This is a genomic window from Spirochaetia bacterium 38H-sp, from assembly GCA_039023545.1.
In the GTDB taxonomy this organism is placed as follows: Bacteria; Spirochaetota; Spirochaetia; order Winmispirales; family Winmispiraceae; genus Rarispira; species Rarispira pelagica.
Genome location: JBCHKQ010000002.1, coordinates 605,895 through 629,755, shown reverse-complemented (window position 1 = coordinate 629,755; position 23,861 = coordinate 605,895). Strand labels below are relative to the sequence as shown.

The following is a 23,861-nucleotide window of genomic DNA, read 5'->3' as shown; positions in this document are numbered from 1 at the left end:
AAAGGGGTGTCCCCTGATGAGAAAAACTCTTCTTATAATTTTCTTTGTTTTACCTTTGAGCTTTATTTTTTCTCAGCAGGATGGTATGCCTCCTTATGCAAATTCTTCTTCTCTTTCTTTTATAGCTGATATGCCGATCTATGTTATAGATACAGAGGATATTGCATCTTCTTCCGCTAGAACGATTTCTGATCTTCTGGCTACCAAGGCCTTTGTTTTTTTATATAACAAGGGCAGGGTAGGAGAGATTTCTATGTCTGGTATGGCAGGTTCTCCTGCGGGATATATAGAGGTTATGATTAATGGAGTCCCGTATAAGCTTCTTACTATTGGCAGAGCGGAGATTCCTCCGATACCTGTATCTGCTGTGGAGAGGATTGAGATATACAAGGGGCCTGAGCTTTCTGGTATTTATTCTCAGGGGGCTATTGCCGGGGCTATCAATATAGTGACGAGGTATGATTCGGATGCTTTTTTATACGGTAAGATAGGTCTTACTGCCTATCCTCCTGGAAGGGGTGTTGAGATATATGATAACTCAGGTTCTCCAGATGTAAGGGATTATGAGACGTTTTGGGAAGACAGTTTATTGGATACTGTTTATCTTGATGGGGCTATTACTCCTCTGGATGGTCTGATAGCTGCTATTGGTTTTATATCTTCTGCCAATGATTTTTACCGTTCTTATTCTCCAGAGGATTTTAACAGAGCTATACCTCTGGGTGTTGTTGATAGTGTTGATGTCTATGCCAATGATAATAACATTGCAACCAGAATTTCCGGCTCTATTGCGTATTCTTTTTCTGTAGGCTCTACAGGTGTGTCCAGCTTTTCTTATGCCGGCTTGACGGATGCGGGAGGTCCTGTTGCTCTTATAGATAAGGGTACTTTTTATGATGATACGCGATGGACTCTTTATACTCAGTGGGGGTTTTCTTCCGTAAGCTCCAGTAGCTCTTCTTCTTTTTCTGTTGTGGCCCGTTATGATGATAACTGGATAAGTTCGTGGGGGTCCTTTAACGAGAACCTGGCTTTTCTTGAGATATATCGTCTTGCTTTTGACTATAAAAAGCTTTGGGCCTATAGCTGGGGTAGGGCTTGGATTTTATCTTCTGTTGTTACAGAGTTTTCCGAGTCTCATGCTATAGGTGAGCCTGTTATGCAAGGGCTTTTTAAGTTGGGGGGAGGATTTGTATGGTATCCTCTTCCTTGGCTGGAGGTGTTTTATTCTTCTTCTTATTCTGTAAGTCCTGTTTTGTACTGGACTTTGTTAAAATCGGATGGTATGACTTTGATTTTGCCCTGGGATTCTTCTCTAAGGGTAACAGCTAGTCCTTATGATTTTGCTACTGTTTTTGTTTCTGCTTCTCATTCTTTTTCTCCTTTCCCTTCTATTTATGGTTTGACTGTTCCTGTGTCAGGTGACCCTAGCCTTTATGGGGGCTATGTTTCTTCTTCTGCTCCTGCAGGGATGGAGCTTTTTACATTGCGCGGTGGGGCTGATTTTTCTTTGGATTTTGCGGATTTGTCAGTGTGGGCTGATTATGTTTTTACCAACAATATGCCTGTGGTGGATGCGTCCATTACTCCTTCTTCTGTGGATACTATGAAATATGATATTTTTTATGTTGAGTCTGTTTTAAGGCTTGCTCCTTGGGATTTTATGTCAGCTGAGTTTATGGTTCATTATGCTCCTTTTGTTGATGTTCCTCTTGGTAAGAAGATTCCTGATCCGTATTATCTTGTGCCTGTGTGGGCTGTCCCTTTGAGGCTTTCTACGGGGCTTGATTTTTATGTTATGGGTGATGTTTTTTCTATTGATGTGCTCTATAACGGGGATGTAGAGCTTGATTTGCCTTATGATACTGTTGTTTCTTCTTATGTTTATCCTGGCTATGTTTATGTTGAGGTTGGTGGACATTTTGTTTTGCCTATGGGCTTGTATTTTGATGTAAAATTTCGTAATGCTCTGGGAGAGGATTATTATGTAAATCCTGTGCTAAAGGGTGCTCCAATTTCTCTTGATCTTGCAGGAGGGATTGAATTTTAATGTTGTAAGTGCCGAAGGCAGGCAGAGCCTAGGGGCTCTGCCGTTCGGTTTTTTTATAGGAGGGGGGTAAGGTATGATAAAAGTCCGTCAAGCAGCATTTGGATTGACATTGCTATGAGTAGCATTCCCATGAGTCTTTCTACGGCTGCTATGCCTTGTTTTCCAAGTAGTTTTTTTATTATGCCTGCGGATAGAAGGATTATGAGACTTACGGCCCATGCGCCTGCAAGTGATATGGCCAGACGGGTTTTTTGTCCAGGGTATTGGCTTGCAAGTAGGGTCAGCATGGCTATTGCTGAGGGGCCTGCTATGAGAGGCATTGCTAGGGGGACTATGAGGGGTTCTTGTCTGAGTGCTTCTTGTTCTTTGCCTGTGGGGAAGACCATTTTTATGGATATCATTAGGAGTACTATGCCTCCTGATATTCCTAGTGCTTGTCTTTTTATGTGCATTGCACCAAGTATGTGTTCTCCTAGGTATAGGAATGCCAGCAGTATTATAAGTGCTATGAGCATTTCTCTCACTATTATTATCTGGCGTTTTTTTGCAGGATATTCCTTTAACAGCGATAAGAATGTGGGAATGTTGCCAAATGGGTCCATTATGAGTATGAGTGTTATCATTGTGGCAATGATGTCCATTTTTTTCTCCTTGTGCTCTATAGGGGCTTTTCTTATTTTTTTGTTATGTGTAGCATGTTTTGATTATAACATAAAGTGAGGGTTTATGAGAGAGTTGTTGCTTGGTCTTGATATCGGGTCTACTACGGTGAAATCTGTTGTCCTTAACAGGGATTCTTATGAGCTTCTTTTTTACAGGTATGTAAGGCATAATGCGGAGCAGGCGCGCTGTGTAAGGGAGCTTCTCGCAGAGATATCTGAGTTTTTTCCGGAGGATTCTTTTAGGGTGTCGGTGTGTGGCTCAGGTGGAGAGGGTATTGCACGTGCTATGGGTGCTTTTTTTGTCCAGGAGGTTGTTGCTAATGCGATTGCTGTGCGTGCTTGGTATGATGATGTGCGTGTTGCGGTGGAGCTTGGTGGACAGGATGCCAAGGTTGTGTTTTTTTCCAGAGACGATAAGACCGGGCAGCTTGTTGCAAGCGATATGCGGATGAATGGCAGTTGTGCAGGTGGTACAGGGGCTTTTATAGACCAGGTTGCAGAGTTGTTGGGTATTTCTTCCGAAGAGTTTGAGTCTTATGCTTCCAGAGGGTCTACTGTTTATGATATATCCGGTCGTTGTGGTGTTTTTGCAAAGACAGATATCCAGCCTCTTCTTAATCAGGGTGTAGGTAAGGATGATATTGCTTTGTCCACTTTCCATGCTATTGCAAAGCAGACTATAGGTGGGCTTGCACAGGGTATGGAGATCAAAGGGCCTGTTATTTTTGAGGGTGGTCCTCTTACTTTTAATCCTACTCTTATAAGGGTTTTTAAAGAACGTTTGGGATTATCGGATGAGGAGGTCATTGTTCCTGATAAGCCAGAGGTTTTTGTCGCTATGGGCGCTGCTCTTGCAGGTCTTACTCTTTTTGCCAATGATAAGGCTTTTTTTGATATGGAGCGTTCTATTTCTTCTCTTGATGCTTATATAGAGTCAAGGAGAACTTCTCATACGGATGATGGCAGGTTGCTTTTTAAGGATGAGAAGGAAGAAGAAGAGTTTTTTAAAAGACATGAGCATAAAGAGGTTGTGTTTCCTTCCTTTGCTCCTGGAACTGTTCTTGATGTCTATCTTGGCATAGATGCCGGTTCTACTACTACCAAGTTTGTTCTTATAGATAGAGATGGTAGGTTTGTAAATCGTTTTTATCAAAGTAATCAGGGGGAGCCTCTTGCCTTGCTTAAAAATGCTCTTATAAGGATGAGAGATACTTATAGAAGCCAGGGTGTTGAGCTCAATATAATAGGAGCAGGTACTACCGGATACGGTGAGGTTCTTTTTGCCAAGGCTTTTGGTGCTGATTATCATGTAGTAGAAACTGTTGCTCATGCTAGGGCTGCAAGAGAGGTTGATCCGGAGGTTTCTTTTATCCTGGATATAGGCGGACAGGATATGAAGGCTATATGGCTTTCTGATGGTGTTATATCTTCTATTGTCCTCAATGAGGCCTGTTCTGCAGGCTGTGGTTCTTTTCTTGAGACCTATGCCCGTTCTCTTAAGATTCCTCTTGATATGATTGCACCACTTTCTTTTAAGGCGCAGCATCCTTCGCGTCTTGGTTCCAGATGTACTGTTTTTATGAACAGTTCTATAATAACTGAGCAGAAAAATGGTAAGGGTGTTGATGATATTCTTGCCGGCCTTTGTATGTCTATAATAGATAATGTATTTACCAAAGTCGTAAGGGTTCGTAACTTTGATCTTCTTGGTGAGCATATTCTTGTGCAGGGCGGTACGTTTAAGAATGATGCTGTTCTTAGAGCCTTTGAGCTTTATACTGGTAAGATTCCAATAAGACCTGCTTTGTCAGGAGAAATGGGAGCCTGGGGAGTTGCTCTTCTTGTAAAAGAGTATGTCGAAGATAAGATAAAGAGAACAGGACACTACATAAGTACTTTCTGGGATTTGGATAAGCTTGAAGATTTTGAATACAGGAAAGAGCCGGGGGTTGTCTGTCAGCTTTGCTCCAACAACTGTAAGCGTACTATCGTACGTTTTTCCAACGGTGAGGTATATATAACAGGTAACCGCTGTGAGCGAGGTGCAATAGTAGGCGATCCGGATGATGATAAGTTTAAAGAAGCTGTAAAAGAGGTTACGGCAAGAAAGAAAAAGACTCCTGACTGTATATCTTTGCATGCATCTCTTATAGCTGGTAAGTATAACGGAGAAAGTGTCTGGAACGGAACTGCTCCTGCCGTAGGTATTACGGACAGATCAATGCATATAGGAATTCCGCGTGCCTTGGAGATGTGGAACAGCTTGCCATATTGGATGGGAGTATTTGGTTCGCTTGGTTTTGAGGTAAGTGTCTCTAGACCAAGCTCTTATGAGCTTTTTGAAAACGGGCTTTCTGGAGTCCCTTCCGATACGATATGTTTTCCTGCCAAGCTTGTACATGGACATGTATTGGATCTTGTAAATAAAAACGTAGACAGAATATTTATGCCAATGATGATAAGAGTTCCCAAGGAAAACAGGGTGGCCGAAGGTTCTGAGACATGTGCTGTTGTACAAGGGTATCCCATGGTAGCTGCTGAGCATGAGGATACAGAGGAAAGATACGGAGTAGTCTTTGATTATCCTGCTTTTCACTTTTTTAACACTAGGCTCAGGGCTTCTCAAACAATAGATTATCTTGTTGATAAGTTTGGGATTCCTCGTAGAATTGCAGGCAAGGCTGTAAAAAGAGGGGAGATGTTTCTTGCTGCCTTTAAAGCCAGAATAAGAAAGGAAGGTAGAAAGATTCTGGACTGGCTTGCAGAAGATAAAGACCGTTGGGCTGTTCTTGTTGCCGGACGTCCGTATCACTCCGACCTTCTGGTAAACCACAGCATGACAAGATTTTTTACGCAGAATGGTATTCCCGTTCTCAGCCTTGATGCGATAGAAGAGCTCAACAAGCAGGATGTAAGAAAATCTAGGATGGACAGTTATAATCCGTTTCACACCCGCATGTTGGCAGGAGCTATGTGGGCAGCCAAGCAGCCACAAGTGGAACTTACTCAGATAGTGAGCTTTGGCTGCGGACACGATGCTCTCATAAGCGATGAGATGCAAAGGCTTGTGCACCAGGTAAGCAACAAAGAAGTGCTTATCCTCAAGCTTGATGAGGGAGACAACCCGGGACCGCTTAATATAAGAATAAAATCTTTTATAGAAACAGTAACTCAGAAAAGAACGAAAGGTCTACTCAAGATAGAAGGGGAAATAGAAGAACCCTTTAAAGTAAAGTTTAAAAGAAAGGATAAAAAAGAGAAATATATCCTTATACCCAATCTCTCAGAATCTTTTACTTATATTAGCTCCAGAATTCTGGAAAACCTTGGATATAAAGCTGTTCCGTTAAAGGTGGCAGAGAACAGAGCCATAGAGCTTGGCAAAAAATATGTACATAACGACGTATGTTTTCCTGCGCAGGTTAATATAGGAGAACATCTTGCTTTTATAGAGAAAGGCGAGGTTCCTCCAGAGCAGATAGCAACAAGCTTTGCACGCAACTGTGAGGCATGCAGAGCGGGAATGTACAACGTACTTGCCCGCAAAGCTTTTGATGATGCAGGATATCCCGAGATACCAATTGTAACAACAGGAAAAGACGACAAAAACATGCATCCAGGATTTACGCTTGGAGCGCCCTTTGTACTGGGAATGTTGATAGGCTTGTCTGCTATGGATGTATTGGAGTATCTAAAGCAGAGAACACTACCATATCACAAGAATCCAAAACACGTGGAAGATCTGTTCTGGGAATATCTAAGGAAAGTAGGAGATGCCATATCCGGAGGCTGGGGACCTGTCTTCCGAGCTGTAGACAGTGCTGTGGATGCTTTTAACGGTCTTGATATTGACCGCAGCGTAAGAAAGCCCAGGGTAGGTGTGGTAGGAGAAATTCTTATGAACTACCATCCTACAGCCAACTACAGAATAGTAGAATACCTTACAAAAAACGGCATGGAACCTATAGTGCCTGGAATGGTAGAATTCTTCCGACGCAAAAACCTTGTAGAAAAAGAAATGAGCAAACGTGGATTTCACCCCATGCCTGGACTGCTCAACCTGCTTGCCACAGCAAAAGACAGCGCCTATGAGCTGGCACACCGCCGTGTAAAGAAAGCACTCTCCAGATTTAAGTGGAGAGACGAGTTTTACACAATAGAAGACGTTGCAAAGAAAATAGACGGCATGATAGACCGCTCCTACCTCATAGGAGAAGGCTGGCTAATGCCTGGAGAAATCATGATGATGGCTGACCAAGGCGTAAAATCCTTTGTAATAGTCAACCCCTTTGCCTGCCTGCCCAACCACATAACAGGCCGCGGCATGATAAAGCCCATAAAAGAACGCTATCCCAACATTCAGATACTCTCGCTTGACTACGACCCTGACGTCAGCTTTGCCAACATAGAAAACCGCCTACAAATGCTAATAATGAACGCAAGAGAACTGGAAAAAATCCCTCACACGAAAACAGCAGAAGAAAACGTATAAATCATACCGAACGCAGGGGACGCAGCAGCGTCCCCTGCTGCCTCTGGCAGAAAGAAACTACGCAAGAAAACGAATAAGCAAGTTATAGCAAGTATGAAGACCATAGGCTGACAGAAAAGCAAGGCCAAGCCTTGCAGTCACTTTTTCCTCAGATTCCTGCATCTTATGGAGACTCATAATATAGAATCCGCTTGCAACAAGGTGAACAGGAAGAGAAGTGAAACTCCGTAAAAAAAGAAGCTGCATATTATTAGGACTTGTGAGAAGAGCATTCTCAAGCATTGCAAAACCCGCAGGAATAAGAAAACATGACGTCCTGCTGTATTCCTCATTGCTTTCTGCAAAAACATAAACAGCAACGAGCTTAAAAAGTTCTTCTATAAAAGGCACAATTAAAAACAAAATAGAAGAAGAGACAAAAATTCTGATAGAATTTATCGTATAAAATGCAGCAAAAGCGGATATGATACCCAGGAGAATACCAACCGTAATTTTTACAAGGCCTGCTCCCTTTTGCCTTGTGATAAAAGCAATCACAACAACAGGAAGCATAAGAACAAAAGTATAGAGAATCATCTATACCCCTTTGTCAGAAAGATAAGAGCTCAGTGCTTTGATAAAAAGTCTGTTTTGTTTCTCCGTACCTATGGTAACCCTTATCCAGCCTGCAAGTCCAAAGCTGTCAAGAGCCCGTATGCTTACTCCTCTTTTTGCAATCTCCAAGAAGGCCTCTCTGCTGTCTCTATCCAATCTTATGCATATAAAATTTGCCTCTGTAGGGTAGAAGAACAGTCCCATATTTTTGAGCTCTTTATAGAGATATTTTTTCCCTTTCTCATTGATATTCTGGCTTTTCTTTAGAAAACCATCGTCAGAAAGTGCAGCAAGGGCAGCCTTCTGAGCAGGAATATTATTGTTAAAAGGCTGCTTGGTGAGAGAAATATCCGCAATACGCTCTGGGGAAGATATGGCATAACCAATTCTGAGGCCGGCAAGTCCGTATACCTTGGAAAAGGTATGAAGAATAACTACGTTTTTCTTGGAGTCTATGAGTTCCCTGTCTGATGGATAATCAGCAGCAGTAACATATTCTGCATAGGCATGGTCAAATACTACAAGAATATCTTCCGGAATCTTTTTGATAAAGTCAAGAATCTTTGTTTTACCTATATATGTCCCTGTAGGATTGTTGGGATTGCATATAAATATTATACGCGTTTTGCTGTTAATAAGAGAGAGAATGGCGTCAAGGTTAAAGCTGCCGTCTGTCATGGGGGCTTTTTGTGTTTCTGCATCCATAAGGTTTGCAGCAAATTCATACTCTGAGAATGTGTTTTTACCTGTTATGATATTGTCTCCGGGATTGAGATATGTTGCTGCAATCATTACCATAAGCTCGTCCGAGCCGTTTCCTGTTATTATCTGGTTTTCCGTAACTTTGTATTTTTTTGCAAGAGCTTTTTTTAGATTGCTGCAAGCGGGGTCAGGATATGTGTTTATATTTTTTAAGTCCTTTTTTATTGCTCTTATTGCAGCGGGAGATGGTCCCAGGGGATTCTCGTTGGAAGACATTTTTATAGTGTTTTTGTATTTTTTTCCCGCACTGTATGGTTTTATTTTTTCCAATGTTTTTCTTTTTCTCATGATATTTTCCGATTGTTGTTTTTATAACTGTATAGTAGGATAGCTTTATATAATGGTCAATCGATAGGGGTGTTAGTATGAGGGTTTATTGTATACAGCATGTTTCTTTTGAAAAGCCGGCTATGATAGAGGACTTTTTTACAGAAAGAGGGGCTGTTTTTTCTTCTGTGTGTATGTCCGAGGGGGACAGTTTGTGGGAGGATGTCCCCGATGTGCTTGTTGTTATGGGCGGTCCTATGGGTGTGTCCGATGATGCTATATATCCGTGGCTGAGGGATGAGAAGGCCTATATAGAAAGATGTCTTAAGGCGGGTATAAAAATAATAGGGGTGTGTCTTGGAGCTCAGATTTTGGCTAGTATTCTGGGTGCTTCTGTTTCCAGGGCAGAAAAGGGCAAGGAGATAGGTTGGTTTCCTGTTTTTGTAAGTCCGGAGGGGTCTCATACAAGTATAGGCTCAAGTTTGCCTGTTTCTTTTATGGCTTTTCACTGGCACGGGGATGAGTTTTCTCTTCCTCCTGGGGCTGTTTCTCTTTTTTATAATCATCATACGCAGGTGCAGGGGTTTTTGTGGGATGATAGGGTGCTTGCTTTGCAGTTCCATCTTGAGGTCACGGAGGATTTGGTCGTCTCTCTTGTAGATAATTGTGCAGCTGAGCTTGCAGATGGTGGCGATGATGTTATGAGTTCTGCTGCTATTCTCGCAGGTGCAAGGCTTTATAAGGATGCTTTCCGTACTTTGCTTTTTCCTATTCTTTCTGATTTTATGTCTTTGTAGTTTTCTTCTGCCAGAGGCAGTGAGGGACGCTTTTGCGGCCCTCACGTTCGGTCTATTGTTTTTTTGGTTTTATTTTCTTCATTTCTTTATGTTCTTCTGTTACTTCCTGGATGAGGTCAATTACTTTCCATTGCAGGTTGGTGTCTGTTGTCATTGCAAATACGATTTCTTTTTCTTTGTCAGCTGCTTCTCTTATTGCTGGTAGCAGTCTGTGTATTTCCTGGTTAGTAAATCCGTGGAGGATTACTACTTTTTCCTGTGTTTCCATTTTGACTCCTTGTTTGACGATTGGGTCGTTGTTGTTTAATTTAAATATACAGATAAAAAAGATAAGAACAAGCACGCCGCTTTAAAATTATTGTTAAAATGAGGTTTTTCTATGGATTTAAATAGGTTTACTGTTAAAGCTCAGGAGATTTTGCAGGATGCGGGTAATATTATGCATCAGTATGATCACAGTATGCTTGAGCCGGAGCATATTGCGCTTGCTGCAGTAAGACAGGATGACGGGGTTGTAAGGCCTATTATGGAGCGTCTTGCTGTGCCAAGAGCTCAGCTTGAACATGAGCTTATTGCGCTTTTGTCACATAAGCCCAAGGTCACTGTAGAAGGTGGAAGTGGTGCAGGGATTAGTTTGTCCACTCTTGCTGGTAGGGTGCTGAGTAAGGCCGAGCTTGAGGCCAAGAATATGCAGGATGAGTATATCAGTACAGAGCATATTTTGCTTGCGCTTGCACGTGATGGCGGGGATGTTGCTAAGGCTTTTTCTCGTAATAATCTTACTTATGAGGGGCTTAAGACTGCTGTAGAGGGTATAAGAAAGGGTAAAAAAGTTACTTCTCAGGATCCCGATTCTTCTTATCAGGCACTCGAGAGGTTTTGCCGTGATTTGACTGCACTTGCAAGACAGGAAAAGCTTGATCCTGTTATAGGGCGGGATGAGGAAATACGGCGAATGACGCAGGTCCTTCTACGACGTACCAAGAATAATCCTGTGCTTATAGGTAATCCGGGTGTAGGTAAGACTGCTGTGGTAGAGGGGCTTGCTCGGCGTATTGTTGCTGGTGATGTGCCTGATTCTCTTAAGGATAAGCGGATTCTTGCTTTGGATTTGGGTGCTCTTGTGGCAGGGGCAAAGTTTAGAGGTGAGTTTGAGGAAAGGCTTAAGGCTGTTATCAATGAGGTTGTGGAGTCCGAGGGAAAGATTATTTTGTTTATAGATGAGCTACATACCCTTATGGGGGCAGGTGCGGCAGAAGGAGCAACTGATGCTGCCAATTTGCTTAAACCGCCTCTTTCCAGAGGTGAGCTCAGGACTATAGGTGCTACTACTCTGGATGAATACCGCAAGTATATAGAAAAGGATGCTGCTTTTGAGAGGCGTTTCCAACCTATTTATGTGTCAGAGCCTTCTGTGGAGGATAGTATTTCTATCTTAAGGGGGCTTAAGGAGCGTTATGAGGTACATCATGGTGTGCGTATCCGCGATGAGGCGCTTGTTGCTGCTGCTGTATTGTCGGATAGGTACATAAGCTCCAGGTTCCTTCCAGATAAGGCTATAGATCTTGTGGACGAGGCTGCAAGTCGCATTAAGATGGAGATAGAAAGCATGCCTACTGAGATAGATGTGATTGACAGAAAGGTACTGCAGCTCACTATAGAAAAACAGGCCTTGTCCAAGGAAAAAGATGAGGCTTCTGCTCGCAGGCTTGCCAAGATAGAGGAGGAGTTGTCTAGGCTCAAGGAAGAAAAAGATGCACTTTACCTTAAGTGGCAGAATGAAAAAAAGCTTATAGACAGGGTTAGAGCTATCAATGCTGAGCTTGAGGAGCTTTCTATACGAGAGCAGCAGTATACAAGAGAGGGGAAATTGGATAAGGCTGCAGAGATACGGTATGGGCTTATTCCTCAGAAGAAGGCAGAGCTAGAAGAGCTTACGGAGAAGCTTTCTGCACAGCAGGCAGAGGGTGAGGGTGGACTATTGCGAGAGGAAGTAACAGAAGAGGATATAGCAAAAGTGGTGTCAAGCTGGACAGGCATCCCTGTTGCTAAGATGATGGAGTCAGAAAAACAGAAACTGTTGCATTTGGAAGAAGAGCTTGAGAATCGAGTAGTAGGCCAGGACGATGCTATAGTAGCTATTGCGGATGCCATACGCCGTAACAGGAGCGGTCTCTCCGATCCGAGAAGACCTCAGGGGGTTTTTCTGTTCCTTGGTCCAACAGGTGTGGGAAAGACAGAGCTTGCAAGAACTCTTGCGGACTTTTTGTTTAATGATGAGAAGGCGCTTGTGAGAATAGATATGAGCGAGTACATGGAACGCCATGCCGTATCCCGTCTTATAGGAGCGCCTCCCGGATATGTGGGGTATGACGAGGGAGGACAACTTACTGAGGCAGTTAGGAGAAGACCGTATTCTGTGATACTCTTTGACGAGATAGAGAAAGCTCATCCTGATGTGTTTAACATAATGCTACAGCTTTTTGACGACGGCAGACTTACAGACAATCAGGGACATGTGGTGGACTTTAAAAACACCATAATCATAATGACCAGCAACATAGGCAGTCAGCTTATCCTTGATGCTGAGAACCCTGAGTCTGTTGCGGACAGGATAAACGAAATGTTGCGCGCTCATTTTAAGCCTGAGTTTTTAAACAGGATAGACGAGACAATCATTTTCAACAGGCTCAGCAGGCAGCACATGGACAAAATATTGGACATAGAGCTTAGACGACTTTCCGAGAGGCTTGGAGATAGACGCCTTAGCCTTGAGCCTGACACAAAGGCCAGAGAACTGATTGTGAGAGAAGGATACAGCCCAGAGTTTGGGGCACGACCGCTTAAGAGAGCAGTCCAGCGCTTGCTATACAATCCCCTTGCCAAAGAAATCCTTGCAGGCAAGTTCTCAGAAGGGGACACAATCTTGGTTACCGAACAAAACGGAGAACTTGTTTTTAAGAAGAAATAAAACCGAACGCAGGTACGCTATGCCGCGTACCTGCTTTTTATTGATGTTCTACTCTATTCCTGCCGCTGCTTTTTGCCTTATAAAGCATGTTATCAGCCTGGCGTATTATATCTTCTATCTGCCAGCCATCACGATATCCGGCGACCCCCAGGCTTATTGTTATCTTCCTGCCGTTGCTAAAGATATGTGTCTCTACTACTCGTCTGAACTTTTCTGCTATGTTAATTGCATCTTCCAGTCCCGTTTCTGGACACAAAAGGATAAACTCTTCTCCGCCCCAGCGTGCAAGCGTATCTGTAGTTCTTAGTATTGTTTTTAACATATCTCCAAGTTCTTTGAGTATGATATCTCCCTCCGTATGACCGAATGTATCATTGATAGCTTTAAAATGGTCTATATCGAATATTATAACAGAGAAAATACTATTATAACGCTTTGCTCTGTAAAGCTCTATATTTAGGTCTTTTAATATCTTTCTTCTGTTAAAGAGGCCTGTCAAAGGGTCTGTTACGGACAAAATTTCCAGCTGAGCATTTGCAGCCTTAAGTTGCTGATTTTTCTTGTATAACTCCTTGTCCGTTATATTCTGAATCGCCTTAGCTATACGACCTATTTCATTGTTGGGATATTCTGTATTATTATTTCCCGTACCTGTTTCTGCAAAGGTCTTAACGTGTTTTTCCAGTTTATGGAGCGGTTCTACAAGATTATTGGTCAATATAGTACTTATCACTCTTCCTGCTATCATTGCCGCCATAAGCATCCCAATCAGTATAAGTCCTGTTCTGAGGACTATGGGGGTTAAAATCTCTTCCTTGTTGGCTACTGTTATAAGTATCCATCCAAGCTCATCCAACCTGTTATAATAAGCTATCTTATGCACTCTCTCAAAGCTATATTCAAACTTGCCTTCCTGTGCATATAGTCTTGGCATTGGCGTTATAAGCTCATCAAGACTTCTGTTGAGCAGGTCTTTTCTATGGTGAAGAATAAGCTTATCGTGTCTGTTTATAACATAGCTGTAAGAAGTCTTGAGGCTGGGGTCTCCTTTGCTTATGAGCTCTAATATTGTGTTTAACTTTGCGTCTACGGCAATAACCCCGACTATATTGTTATTTCTATCTGTAATGGTTTTCCCTAGGGATACTAGCCATGTCTTATCCTTGATTTCTTCGTATGGTATCCCATCTGATACATCCGGATGGGATTCTACAGCTTTTCTATACCATGGTCTTATAGTAGGGTCATAATTGGGAGGAGGTGTGTAGTCATTTATCAAAAGCGTTTTATCCTTATAAGCAGAGTATACATAATTGATATTGGGGTTAAGGGCTTTTACTGTTTTATACATGCCAAGAACATATTTTTTTTCCTGCTCTGTAAGGTCAGAACCCTTTTTTATTATAGGATCTTCCGACAGCACTTGCACCGTATTCTTAAGGGGCATAAAATATCCTAAGATGAAGTGCTTCATAGCAAGATTTCTTTGTCTTATAACAGCCCATGCACTATCTATATCCGTTTTATAGAGGATTATCGAAATAGTAAGACCGAATAATATGAGAAAGGTGCTTGCTATAATAACAATGCTGCCAAATATCTTTTTTTTTAGACTATTTTTGCCCATTATGACCTTTTTTCCTGCATATTATAAAATTATAAGCAGTATTGCCTCTATTTTCAAGAAAATTACCAGCTTTAAGGTTCTAACAGTAAAATCTTATACCTTTTTGCGTTGTCAAAAACCAATATCTCCTGTTTTTATACAAGCAGATACTTTTCCCCAGTCTGTTGCAAAGCTATTTTTAAGATTGTCCCATATTCTTTACGCTTTTTCTTTCTATGAGTGTGCTTCTTGCTCTGATTGCCTTGGGGATGGAAAATGGGTCGTTTATCTCCTGTATGACCAAGTCCGCTGCCCAGCGGCCTAGAATGTCTTTGGGGTGCGAGAATGTTGTGAGTGGCGGGTTTGTTATTGCGCTCTGAGGCAAGTCGTCATGACCTATGACGGATATGTCTTCTGGAATGCGTATGCCTTTTTTTATCAGTGCCATTATTCCCTTAATTGCTGTCTCATCATTATAGAAAAATATCGCAGTAGGAGGGCTGCTCAGGCTTGCCATCTGCAGTGCAAGACTTGCTCCTGGGTTACCATGCTCGTCTTTTTCTAAGAAGCTTGCATAGTAGTCCGGATTTTCTTTAAGCCCATTATCTTTTATTGCTTGCAGAAAGCCTTTAAAACGTTCTGTTCCGGCTTGTGTGTTTTTTTTGTATATGCATCCTATGTGTTTGTGGCCTCTTTCTATAAGATAGCTTGCTGCTTGATATCCTGTTTTCCAGTCATCTATGTTGACTGAGGATAGAGATAAAAAGGGAAGCTCACAGTGAATAAGGACTACGGGGATGCTGGCATCTGTTATGATTTTTACTAACTCGTCGCTTGCACTTATCGATGCTGATGCGTAGGGCTCAAGGATTAGACCTTTTATTCTTTCTTTGAGAAGTCTTTTTATATTTATTATTTCTCTTTTCTTATCCCTGTTGGATGTTGACAGTACCATACTGTATCCCTGGTTATGCAGACTCTCGTCTATTCCGCGTATTACATGGGGGTATATGTTGTCTGTTATGGAATGGTGTACAACTCCTATAAGTCTGCCGGACTCATTGTCCTGAGTCTTTTTTTCTACGATGTATGTGCCGGAGCCCTGTCTCCTTTCCAACAATTCTGCGTATACTAACTCGTCCACCGCAAGTCGTACTGTATTTCTGCTTACAGCAAATAATTCTGACAGTTCGGCTTCCGTAGGTATGCTGTCTCCCGGTGTTAATCCCTTTTGTTTTATCAGCTTGATTATTTCTTGTTTTACTTTTTTATATTTTGGAATTTTTTCTTGCATAAATTTTCTCCGTTTTTTATATGTTAAAAGCATATCACTTTTGGGTATCAGTTAAAAGCAAATGTTATATAATACTGGATTTTTTATTAAATAAACCAATGTATTCTTATAAATGATACCATAGTATTTAATTGGGCCTTTTGAGAGAGGCTTTGATACTTGTTGAGTTGTATTTTCTATAAGAAAAAGTCGATGATTGTTGTATTTTATGATTCTATCTGCTTTTTGGACTTGGCATGTTCTTTTTTCTTATGTATAAATATTTTTATGGAAAATCCGTCTGTTATTATTGTTATGGGTGTCTCGGGTTCTGGAAAGAGCTTTATAGGTAAGATGCTTGCAGAAAAGTGGGGTGCTGTATTTGAAGATGCGGATGATTTTCATCCCCCTTCCAATATAGAGAAGATGAAGAACCATTGTCCTCTTACGGATGAAGACAGACTTCCCTGGTTATCGGATCTGAGAAAAAGGATTATTGCTTACAGAAAATCAGGAATACGTTATGTTCTTGCCTGTTCTGCTCTCAAGGAGAGTTATCGCAGTATTTTGAGGGGTGATGATGATAATGAGATTGTATTTGTCTTTCTGCATGGGGATAAGGAGCTTATAAGAAAAAGAATGGAGGAAAGGGAGCATTTTATGCCTCCTGCTCTTCTTGACAGCCAGCTGGCTACTCTGGAAGTGCCGGAGTATGCTATACAGGTGGATATAGATAAGAATCCTCAGGAGATTGTAGATTATATTCTGGATTCCATAGAAAAGCGTAATCTCAATGCCTTTGTATAAACCTTTGTTTTGTAGATTGTAATTGTCCTGTTAGTGTTGCTGTGCTTTTTCTTGAGTTTTGCCAAAGGCAGGCAGAAGCGCACCATACTTCCTGTTTTGCTTTTTTTGTGCGACTTCTGCTGTTCGGTATTTTTTGTTTTTCTGTCTTTATTGACCGTTATTTTTTTGCGTGCTATTGTTCTTTATCGTTGTTATGTCTATTTAAGGAGCCCGCTCTGTTATGACTGTTCATGATCCTTCTTCTTTAGGTATTGTCGCTTGTCCCGGCGGTGAGCGTTTTTCGAGGGAGATTATTGGTCACTTGAGGCAAATTTATAGGAAACAGTTTGAAAAACGTGTTTCCAAGATTGTCGATAAGTATGATATTGCTCGGGAAGATGCAATCAAGGAGAGTCATCTTTTCTCCGATCTGATGCATCCTGTTATTTCCGGTGGAAAGGAGTCCTTGGCCTATGAGCCACCCAATTTTCATATCCCTGCCAATTTTACGCGTTTTGCCAATGGTGAGGTTAAGACAGAACTGCTTGCTTCTGTGCGTGATAAAGAGGTCTATATCATACAAGATGTGGAGAACCGTTATCCGCAGAAGTTTTCTGGTGGTGAGCAGTGCCTTAGTGTAAACGATAATTTTTTTGTTCTGCTTGTTACTATTGATGCGGTATTACAGTCAAGTCCCAAGAGTGTTACCCTTGTTCTCCCTTCTTATCCTTATGCCAGACAGCATAAGAAAAAGGGAAGAGAAGGCCTTACTGCTGCCCGACTTGCTCAGATTTTTGAGTTTATGGGGGTAGGCAGGCTTATAACACTGGATATTCACTCTACCGAGATACAAAACAGCTTTAACAAACTCAGACTTGAGAACTTGCATGCTTCTTATCAGATTCTTCTCAAGTTGTCGGAGCTTGTGGATTTTTCTAACGATGACCTTGTTGTTGTTGCTCCGGATACGGGTGCTGTGGGCAGAAACAAGTTTTATGCGAGTTCTCTCAAAAAACCTCTTGCTCTTATTTACAAAGAGCGCGATTACTCCAAGGTTTCTACTGATGCCGGAAACTCCAACATATCCTCTCTCAGGTTGCTTGGTGATGTAAGCGGCAAAACCGTATTTATGGCTGATGATATGCTTGGTACTGGCGGTACCCTGATAAAAGCCATGCGCATGCTTAGGGAGCAGGGTGCGGAGCGCATAATCTGTGCAGTTAGCCTGCCTCTTTTTACAGGCGAAGCTGCCGAGCATTTTGACAAGGCTTATCATGAAGGCCTATTTGACAGAATAATAGGAACCAATGCTGTATATCACGACGAGAGCATACTTTCCCGTGAGTGGTATATCTCCGCCAATGTTTCCAATTTGTTTGCACGTGCGATATCTCGCCTTCATCACAGACAGAGCCTTAGTCCTCTTCTTGACAACAGCAAGATAATCCAGTGGCTCATAAAAAAACAAAAAAAAGAAGAATAGAATTTATTTTATACCGAACGGCCGGCCTGTGCGGAAAACATAGAGTACGGGCCGCCTGCCGGCCTGCCGCCGGCAAGCATAATACAAAATGTGCTGTAAAATATCTGTTGTTTTTATTATTATATCAATAAATAATATGCTGTTTTTTACATAAAGGCTCTATGTGTGAAAAATAAAAAAATACTTGCTATTGATATAGGAACTTCCTCTGTAAAAGCCGCACTCATAGGCAAAAAAGGGCAGATCTTTGCCCACGAACGCATCAGTCTTGTCAAAGTTTCTGGTGCATCTTATAAAGATAAATGGCTTTTTGATTCCTACAGGTGGATTTCTGCCATAAAAAAGCTGTGTGCTGGGATGGATTTTGGCGAGGTTGCTGCACTGTGTGTGACAGGTCATGGACCATCCATTGTACCTGTTAAAAAAAACGGCAAAGCGACAGGACCTGCTCTTATGTGGAATAAGCCTGTAGAGCAAAGAGGGTATAAGAGTGCATATTTGCCGCGTATAGAGTGGTATGTGGATAATACGCTCTTTGCAGAGAAGCCGGATTTTTTTCTTGGAGTGCCTGAGTTTGTTTCCTTTTATCTGGGAGCGGAGCCGGTTATGTTTTCTCCCTCTCCTGAGTTTGACAGCCTTATATGGAGTTATGAGGAGAAAAAAGCTTCTGGGTTGGAAGAGTATTTGCCTGTTGGAATTGCGAGAACAGGCAACTTGTGCGGACTTACGGGGAATTCTGCAAAAGCTCTGGGAATCCCTGCCTCTATCCCTGTTGTAGCTGGTGCCTCAGACTTTATTATGGCAATAGTAGGCTGCAACGTCCTCACAGAAAGAAAGGTCTGTAACCGCGCTGGAACATCGGAGGGGATAAACTTTGCACTTTCTATGCCTTGCAAGCTTGACGGGATAAGAAATACTCCGCATCCTGCAGAGGGGTTGTACAATGCTGGCCTTGTTATTCCTGCTTCTGGTTCTATTTTTGAGTGGTTTAAAAATCTTACAGGTAGAAGCTCTGTTTCTTATCTTGAGATTGTAAAACATGCAGAGAAGTTATGGGACAAGAATTGGCTAAAACGCAAAGGCCCGTTTATCTTTCCTCACAATAAGGGAGGGGTTACCGATGCATCTTTTGGAGATTTTGTAGGGCTTGACAGCTCCTTTTCTCCTGATGTCGTTTTTGCTGCTCTTTTGGAATCTCTTTTGTTTATGGTGCGCGATGCATTTTCTGTTTTTTATTCGGCAGAGGTTTACCCTTCTGATATTGTTTTGTGCGGAGGACAGGCTCTCAATATGCCATGGGTAAGGGCAAGGGCTGATGTCCTTGGCAGAACGATTTCTGTGCCGAGTATTTGCGATGCGGAGCTTGCAGGAGCTGCGGCATATTCTTTTCTTGCCTTGGGAGATTTTTCTTCTCTTTATGATGCAGCTTCTTCTGTTTTTTCTGTTAGAACAATGGTTTCTCCTTCCGAGGAAAAGGTGGATTTCTGGAATAAGGCTTATCAATATTACTCTTCTTTCCGTTATTCTTCTTGATTGTAAAGGTTGTTCTTGTATTTTTTGTGTGTATTTTAGGATAGTTTTTCTTCTTATTGTTTTTCTCTGATAATCTTTTTTGAGAGATTATGGTTACATGTTTTTCCCGTATTGTTTTATTTAAGCCGCAGGCAGGATTGCCCGCATTTTAGTTATCTTGATGCTTTATTTTATGCGGGCAATCCGTTCGGTTTTTATTGATTATATTATTTTGCTCTATTTGTTTATTTTTTTAAACTAATTAAACTACTAGTATTTATATTTTATAAATAGATTTATTGGAGATAATAAATTTTTTTGACAATTTTTACGAACCCATGGTATAATAATTCAGATACTTTTACGGAGGGTTTTATGAAAAGAGCTTTATTTTTATTGGCAGCTGTTTTTTTGCTGCTGCTGACCGGTTGTCTGGGCCCTTTTGCTCCTTCTGCCGGGGATGTGGCTGAGTTGTCCTCACGGGCTGCTTCTCAGAGTTTGCCCTATAATATCGTTGTATATTTCCCTGAGTGGGGAATATATGCGGGGCATAACTATTATTATCCTGAGCATGTGCCTTTTGAGTACATAACTCATCTTCAGTATTCCTTTCTTGAGATAAAAAAGGTGAGTCATACCAATTTTCAGCTTGGTATAATTGATTCTTGGGCAAGTCTTGAGAAGGCTTATGGTACTTGGGATCAGACCGAGCGAAAGGGAAATATTAGGGAGCTCAAATATCAGAGAGATTTGCGCAATCCTAATGCAAAGCTTCTCTTCTCTGTAGGTGGCTGGTCAAGAAGTGGATATTTCTCTGAGATGGCTTATACTCCGGAGGGTAGGCAGAGTTTTGCTCAGAGTTGTGTGGAGTTTTTGAGAACTTATGGTTACGATGGCATAGATATTGACTGGGAATGGCCGGGTGTGGCACGTGCTCCTTCCAACAGTCCTCCCGGAGATCAGGGGAATGTTGTTTATGGTACTCCCGAGGAGGATAAGGTTAACTTTACTCTTCTTCTCAAGGATCTCAGGACTGCTCTTGATGCTGCAGGGCAGCAGGATGGTAAGCACTATATTTTGAGTGTTGCTGTAGGTGCTGGTAAGGACAAGATAGATCTTACTGAGCCCAATAAGTATCATCAATATCTGGATTTTGTCAGTCTTATGACTTATGACTATCATGGTGGTTGGGAAAAAGTAACAAACCATCAGTCTCCTCTTTATCCTAGTCCCAATGATCCTTCTGCAACAACTCCTGTTAATCAGAGAACAACTTATAATTCCGATTGGGCTCTCAATTACTTTAAGACGACTTATGGTGTTCCTGCTTCCAAGCTCAATATGGGAATCCCGTACTATTCTAGAGGATGGAAGGGTATTGATGCCAATACTGGTATAAACGGACTTTTTGCTAATGCTCAGGGTGCTGCTGATACCGGCGCTTGGGATGGAAATACTGCTCCGTATTATCAGGCAAGAGCTTGGGCTGCCGGTGCCGATGGTTTTGTGAGGTATTGGGATAATGATGCCAAGGTGCCATGGTTATATAATGCTGCAAAGGGTATAATGTGGACATACGAGGACCTTGAGAGTATTACTATAAAAGCCAATTATGTTAAGCAAAATGGTTACGGTGGTTTTATAATTTGGGACATAACAGGAGATTATCCCAACACGGCAACAGAAAAGGGAGCAGAGCTTACCAAGGCAATATATAATATTTTTGGCGGAGGGAGTGTACCTACTCCAATACCTACTCCAACAATGACAACAAGTCCTACGCCAAGTGCAACACCGACAGCAACTCCTAGCCCGACACCTACTGCTACAGTAACGCCTACGCCTACAGTGACACCTACACCTACGGGAAGTGTATATCCTGCATGGGATGCTTCTGCCGTGTATAACGGAGGAGATAGAGTATACTACAATGGTCACAACTGGGAAGCAAAGTGGTGGACACAAGGTGATAAGCCCGGAAGTGGAGGAGAATGGGGAGTATGGAAAGATCTTGGTCCTGCAGACGGTTCTACTCCCACACCAACGCCCACACCTACAGCAACACCTACAGCGACTCCAAGTCCGACACCTGCTGCTACAGTAACGCCTACGCCTACAGTGACACCTACACCTACGGCTACTGTAACACCCACACCTACTGCAACAGGCAGTGTAGCAGAATGGCAGGCTGGTACTGCTTATGTTACTGGTGATGTTGTTTCCTACCAGGGTGCACAGTATAAGTGCCTACAGTCTCATACAGCTTTAACAGGCTGGGAGCCTGCAACAACTCCTGCTTTATGGCAGAAATTGTAATTTTCTGGTCTGGCAGAGGCATAGCCTCTGCCGGCTTTAAAAACGTAAAAAACAGAACAAGGAAAGGATAGAACAGTATACAATCAATATCCTGTATGGAATTCCAATACCATATATCATAGAGCTGATGGGGTATCCTGGAATGCCCATAATTATGGGACAGGATAGTGGATTGATTATAGTTTCTCATCATCGTGTCATCCAAGTGGTAGAAATATACAAAGAATATCAACATCTATTTGCTAAGCATCTTACTTATCCACGATTATGTGTAGTATCCCTGTGTTTTAAGATTGGAGTTCTTTATCTCGGGATACAGATACATAAAGGGGAGGAAAGAATCCGTCCTCCCCTACCTGTGATGTTAGAGAACTACTAGTTAAGAAATGGATACAGTAGGAGCATTCTATCCCGGTTACCGCTTCCTCAAAAAATAAAAGACTTTATACCTGTTTATTGACTTCACCTGCATATTTCATGAGCAGTTTTTTAGATGTTTTGGGATGAGCGATGGCACAGGGCCCCCCGACACACCCGCCTTCACACGCCATAACCTCAACAAGCGTACTTTCCGGTGAATCAATACTCCATCGAGCGATCTCCTTAAGAGAGTCAGAGGATAGTCCGTCAATTACCCTATGTTCTATCTTTATCTCGGACTCCAACTCATCAATGGCATGGAGCACCGCGTAGCTAACCCCTGAGGAAGCACCGAATCCTCTTCCATAGGATGATATTGTCTCCTCCAGTGGAAGCTCTTCCTCTTCTCCTACCTCTATTTCCATGGCGACTAGGAGTGCCCCAAGCTCTTCTATAGTAATGACCGCATCTACTGCCTCTTCCTCCTTTCCCTCTTGTTTCTTGGCAAGACAGGGACCAATGAAAACCACAAAGGCGTTGGGATTCTCCTCCTTTACAAGTCGGGCACCCATCACCATTGGGCTCGGGGTGTGAGAGACATGATCAGCGATCCCATCCAGTCTAGAGGCTGCACGAACCCAAGATGGACAGCACGAGGTGGCTACGAAAGCCTCTCCAGTAGATAATCGCTCTACTATTTCCTGAGCTTCTTCTTTTGCCACACGATCGGCAGCAGCAGCCACCTCCACTACCTCATCGAACCCTATTCTACGAAGGGCAGAGGGAAGTCGTCCAGGCGAAGTGGGAAACTGGGCCATTGCTGCAGGAGCCAGCATTGCTATTACTTTCCTTTTCATGCGAAGAGCAGTCACAACGCTGAAGAGATCTGACTGTTCCTGTGGTGCACCAAAGGGACAGTTTTTGAGACACTTACCGCAGAGAATGCATGTCCTATGGTCAATGCGAGCCACCCCGTCTTTTCCCTTTTTGATCGCACCTACAGGGCACACTTCTTCGCATGGTACTGGTATTCTCACGATGGCGTGAAAAGGGCATACCCTTGCACAGAGGCCACAGTTGATGCATTTTTCGTAATCAATATAAGCCCGTCCTCTAACGATAGAGGTTGCATCCTTGGGACATCCTGTCTTACATGGACGAGCTACACACCCCTGACATGCCTCCGTCACCATGAATCGGGCTCCCTCACAGGCGTTGCAGGCTTCGGTAATCATATGGAGGGGGAATCTATCGTTCAGTTTTAATGGAGCAGTAAGGTCAACTGCCACATTTGCCTCCCTCTCCAGCGAGACAGAGCTGTGGCTGCTTTCTATCTCAGTCTTTGCTTCTGGTTCTTTCACTTGGGAGAAGACGTGCTCTCTGCTCACCATGTTAGACACATGTTCCATGAGGATATGTGCGTAATATCCGAGCGGTCGTACTACATCCTCCTTGCCTTCCACCTCAAAGCCCATGAGAGCCAGTAGCCTTAGTCGGAGGAGTGCCCGATCATGTTGTATGCAACATCTAACCTGTTCCCATCCCTCATTTGTCATATCAAATGGAATGGCATCTATCTCTTCTTCTATGGTCCCATTAGTGAGAAGTCGAGCTATTCTCACAAGAAGATCCCTTCTGATCTTTGTTCGGTTATCTTCTCTAGGCATCGGACACTCCTGCAATGAGATGTGCTATTTTGTCCTTAAGGCGTTCTGGAGTTGCCCCTTCTAATAGGTTCCCATCGACAAGGACAAAGGGTGCCCTCTCTGTTCCCATCTCTCTGCAGTGGTTTAGGCAGGGTGAGCCCTCCCATTCCAGATGCTTATCCCATTCCTGTGGAAGATCGTCCCGGAGTGCCAGTATGTCTGCTCCTCCCATGACGTAGCATGCAGTACCTACACATACTGTGATTCTAATTTTTCTCATTAAA

General features: G+C 42.6%; 17 protein-coding genes. 9 read left to right on the top strand and 8 right to left on the bottom strand.

What is annotated here, in order from left to right; genetic code table 11:
• The first annotated feature begins 16 nt into the window (after window positions 1–16).
• Window positions 17–2,050 (top strand): TonB-dependent receptor plug domain-containing protein, encoded by a 2,034-nt coding sequence (locus WKV44_06680; GenBank protein ID MEM5948223.1) that lies wholly within the window; start codon window positions 17–19, stop codon window positions 2,048–2,050.
• Between the two features lie 53 nt (window positions 2,051–2,103).
• Here WKV44_06680 and WKV44_06675 read toward each other — a convergent pair whose 3' ends face one another.
• Complete coding sequence (locus tag WKV44_06675) at window positions 2,104–2,691, bottom strand: MarC family protein (GenBank protein ID MEM5948222.1); 588 nt, start codon at window positions 2,689–2,691, stop codon at window positions 2,104–2,106.
• Between the two features lie 85 nt (window positions 2,692–2,776).
• Between WKV44_06675 and WKV44_06670 the strand changes: the two genes are divergently transcribed.
• Window positions 2,777–7,204 carry an acyl-CoA dehydratase activase gene (locus WKV44_06670; protein MEM5948221.1) on the top strand — a complete coding sequence of 1,476 codons (4,428 nt, stop codon included), beginning with the start codon at window positions 2,777–2,779 and terminating at the stop codon, window positions 7,202–7,204.
• A 57-nt stretch (window positions 7,205–7,261) separates the two neighbouring features.
• Here the strand turns inward: WKV44_06670 and WKV44_06665 are convergent, their stop codons facing one another.
• Both WKV44_06665 and hisC read right to left on the bottom strand, forming a co-directional pair.
• Window positions 7,262–7,780, bottom strand: coding sequence for a PrsW family glutamic-type intramembrane protease (locus tag WKV44_06665; GenBank protein ID MEM5948220.1), 519 nt, complete (start codon window positions 7,778–7,780; stop codon window positions 7,262–7,264).
• On the bottom strand, window positions 7,781–8,848 hold the full coding sequence (gene hisC, locus WKV44_06660; protein ID MEM5948219.1) for a histidinol-phosphate transaminase: 1,068 nt from the start codon (window positions 8,846–8,848) through the stop codon (window positions 7,781–7,783).
• A gap of 77 nt (window positions 8,849–8,925) precedes the next feature.
• Here hisC and WKV44_06655 point away from each other — a divergent pair, with 77 nt between their 5' ends.
• Window positions 8,926–9,624 (top strand): type 1 glutamine amidotransferase, encoded by a 699-nt coding sequence (locus WKV44_06655; protein ID MEM5948218.1) that lies wholly within the window; start codon window positions 8,926–8,928, stop codon window positions 9,622–9,624.
• A gap of 52 nt (window positions 9,625–9,676) precedes the next feature.
• Here the strand turns inward: WKV44_06655 and WKV44_06650 are convergent, their stop codons facing one another.
• On the bottom strand, window positions 9,677–9,892 hold the full coding sequence (locus tag WKV44_06650) for a DUF3783 domain-containing protein (protein MEM5948217.1): 216 nt from the start codon (window positions 9,890–9,892) through the stop codon (window positions 9,677–9,679).
• Between the two features lie 111 nt (window positions 9,893–10,003).
• Here WKV44_06650 and clpB point away from each other — a divergent pair, with 111 nt between their 5' ends.
• Window positions 10,004–12,595: an ATP-dependent chaperone ClpB gene (gene clpB / locus WKV44_06645; GenBank protein ID MEM5948216.1), complete on the top strand. Its 2,592-nt coding sequence runs from the start codon at window positions 10,004–10,006 to the stop codon at window positions 12,593–12,595.
• Window positions 12,596–12,632: 37 nt separating this feature from the next.
• Here the strand turns inward: clpB and WKV44_06640 are convergent, their stop codons facing one another.
• Together WKV44_06640 and WKV44_06635 are read right to left on the bottom strand one after the other, a co-directional pair.
• Complete coding sequence (locus WKV44_06640; GenBank protein MEM5948215.1) at window positions 12,633–14,222, bottom strand: sensor domain-containing diguanylate cyclase; 1,590 nt, start codon at window positions 14,220–14,222, stop codon at window positions 12,633–12,635.
• A gap of 178 nt (window positions 14,223–14,400) precedes the next feature.
• Entirely contained in the window at window positions 14,401–15,495 is a 1,095-nt protein-coding gene (locus WKV44_06635) for a GntR family transcriptional regulator (protein MEM5948214.1), read from the bottom strand.
• Between the two features lie 192 nt (window positions 15,496–15,687).
• Between WKV44_06635 and WKV44_06630 the strand changes: the two genes are divergently transcribed.
• The 5 genes from WKV44_06630 to WKV44_06610 all read left to right on the top strand — a co-directional run bounded on the left by WKV44_06630 (window position 15,688) and on the right by WKV44_06610 (window position 21,950).
• Window positions 15,688–16,281 carry a gluconokinase gene (locus WKV44_06630; GenBank protein ID MEM5948213.1) on the top strand — a complete coding sequence of 198 codons (594 nt, stop codon included), beginning with the start codon at window positions 15,688–15,690 and terminating at the stop codon, window positions 16,279–16,281.
• Between the two features lie 220 nt (window positions 16,282–16,501).
• A complete protein-coding gene (gene prs, locus WKV44_06625) occupies window positions 16,502–17,743 on the top strand; it encodes a ribose-phosphate diphosphokinase (GenBank protein MEM5948212.1) in 1,242 nt (413 codons plus the stop codon).
• 165 nt (window positions 17,744–17,908) lie between these two features.
• On the top strand, window positions 17,909–19,276 hold the full coding sequence (locus WKV44_06620; GenBank protein MEM5948211.1) for an FGGY-family carbohydrate kinase: 1,368 nt from the start codon (window positions 17,909–17,911) through the stop codon (window positions 19,274–19,276).
• A 354-nt stretch (window positions 19,277–19,630) separates the two neighbouring features.
• Window positions 19,631–21,571 (top strand): glycosyl hydrolase family 18 protein, encoded by a 1,941-nt coding sequence (locus tag WKV44_06615; GenBank protein ID MEM5948210.1) that lies wholly within the window; start codon window positions 19,631–19,633, stop codon window positions 21,569–21,571.
• Between the two features lie 127 nt (window positions 21,572–21,698).
• Window positions 21,699–21,950 carry a hypothetical protein gene (locus WKV44_06610; GenBank protein ID MEM5948209.1) on the top strand — a complete coding sequence of 84 codons (252 nt, stop codon included), beginning with the start codon at window positions 21,699–21,701 and terminating at the stop codon, window positions 21,948–21,950.
• Window positions 21,951–22,014: 64 nt separating this feature from the next.
• Here WKV44_06610 and WKV44_06605 read toward each other — a convergent pair whose 3' ends face one another.
• Both WKV44_06605 and WKV44_06600 read right to left on the bottom strand, forming a co-directional pair.
• Window positions 22,015–23,598 carry a [Fe-Fe] hydrogenase large subunit C-terminal domain-containing protein gene (locus WKV44_06605; protein MEM5948208.1) on the bottom strand — a complete coding sequence of 528 codons (1,584 nt, stop codon included), beginning with the start codon at window positions 23,596–23,598 and terminating at the stop codon, window positions 22,015–22,017.
• Window positions 23,591–23,857: an NAD(P)H-dependent oxidoreductase subunit E gene (locus tag WKV44_06600; GenBank protein ID MEM5948207.1), complete on the bottom strand. Its 267-nt coding sequence runs from the start codon at window positions 23,855–23,857 to the stop codon at window positions 23,591–23,593. Before WKV44_06600 ends, WKV44_06605 begins: the two co-directional genes overlap by 8 nt.
• Window positions 23,858–23,861 lie beyond the last annotated feature (4 nt).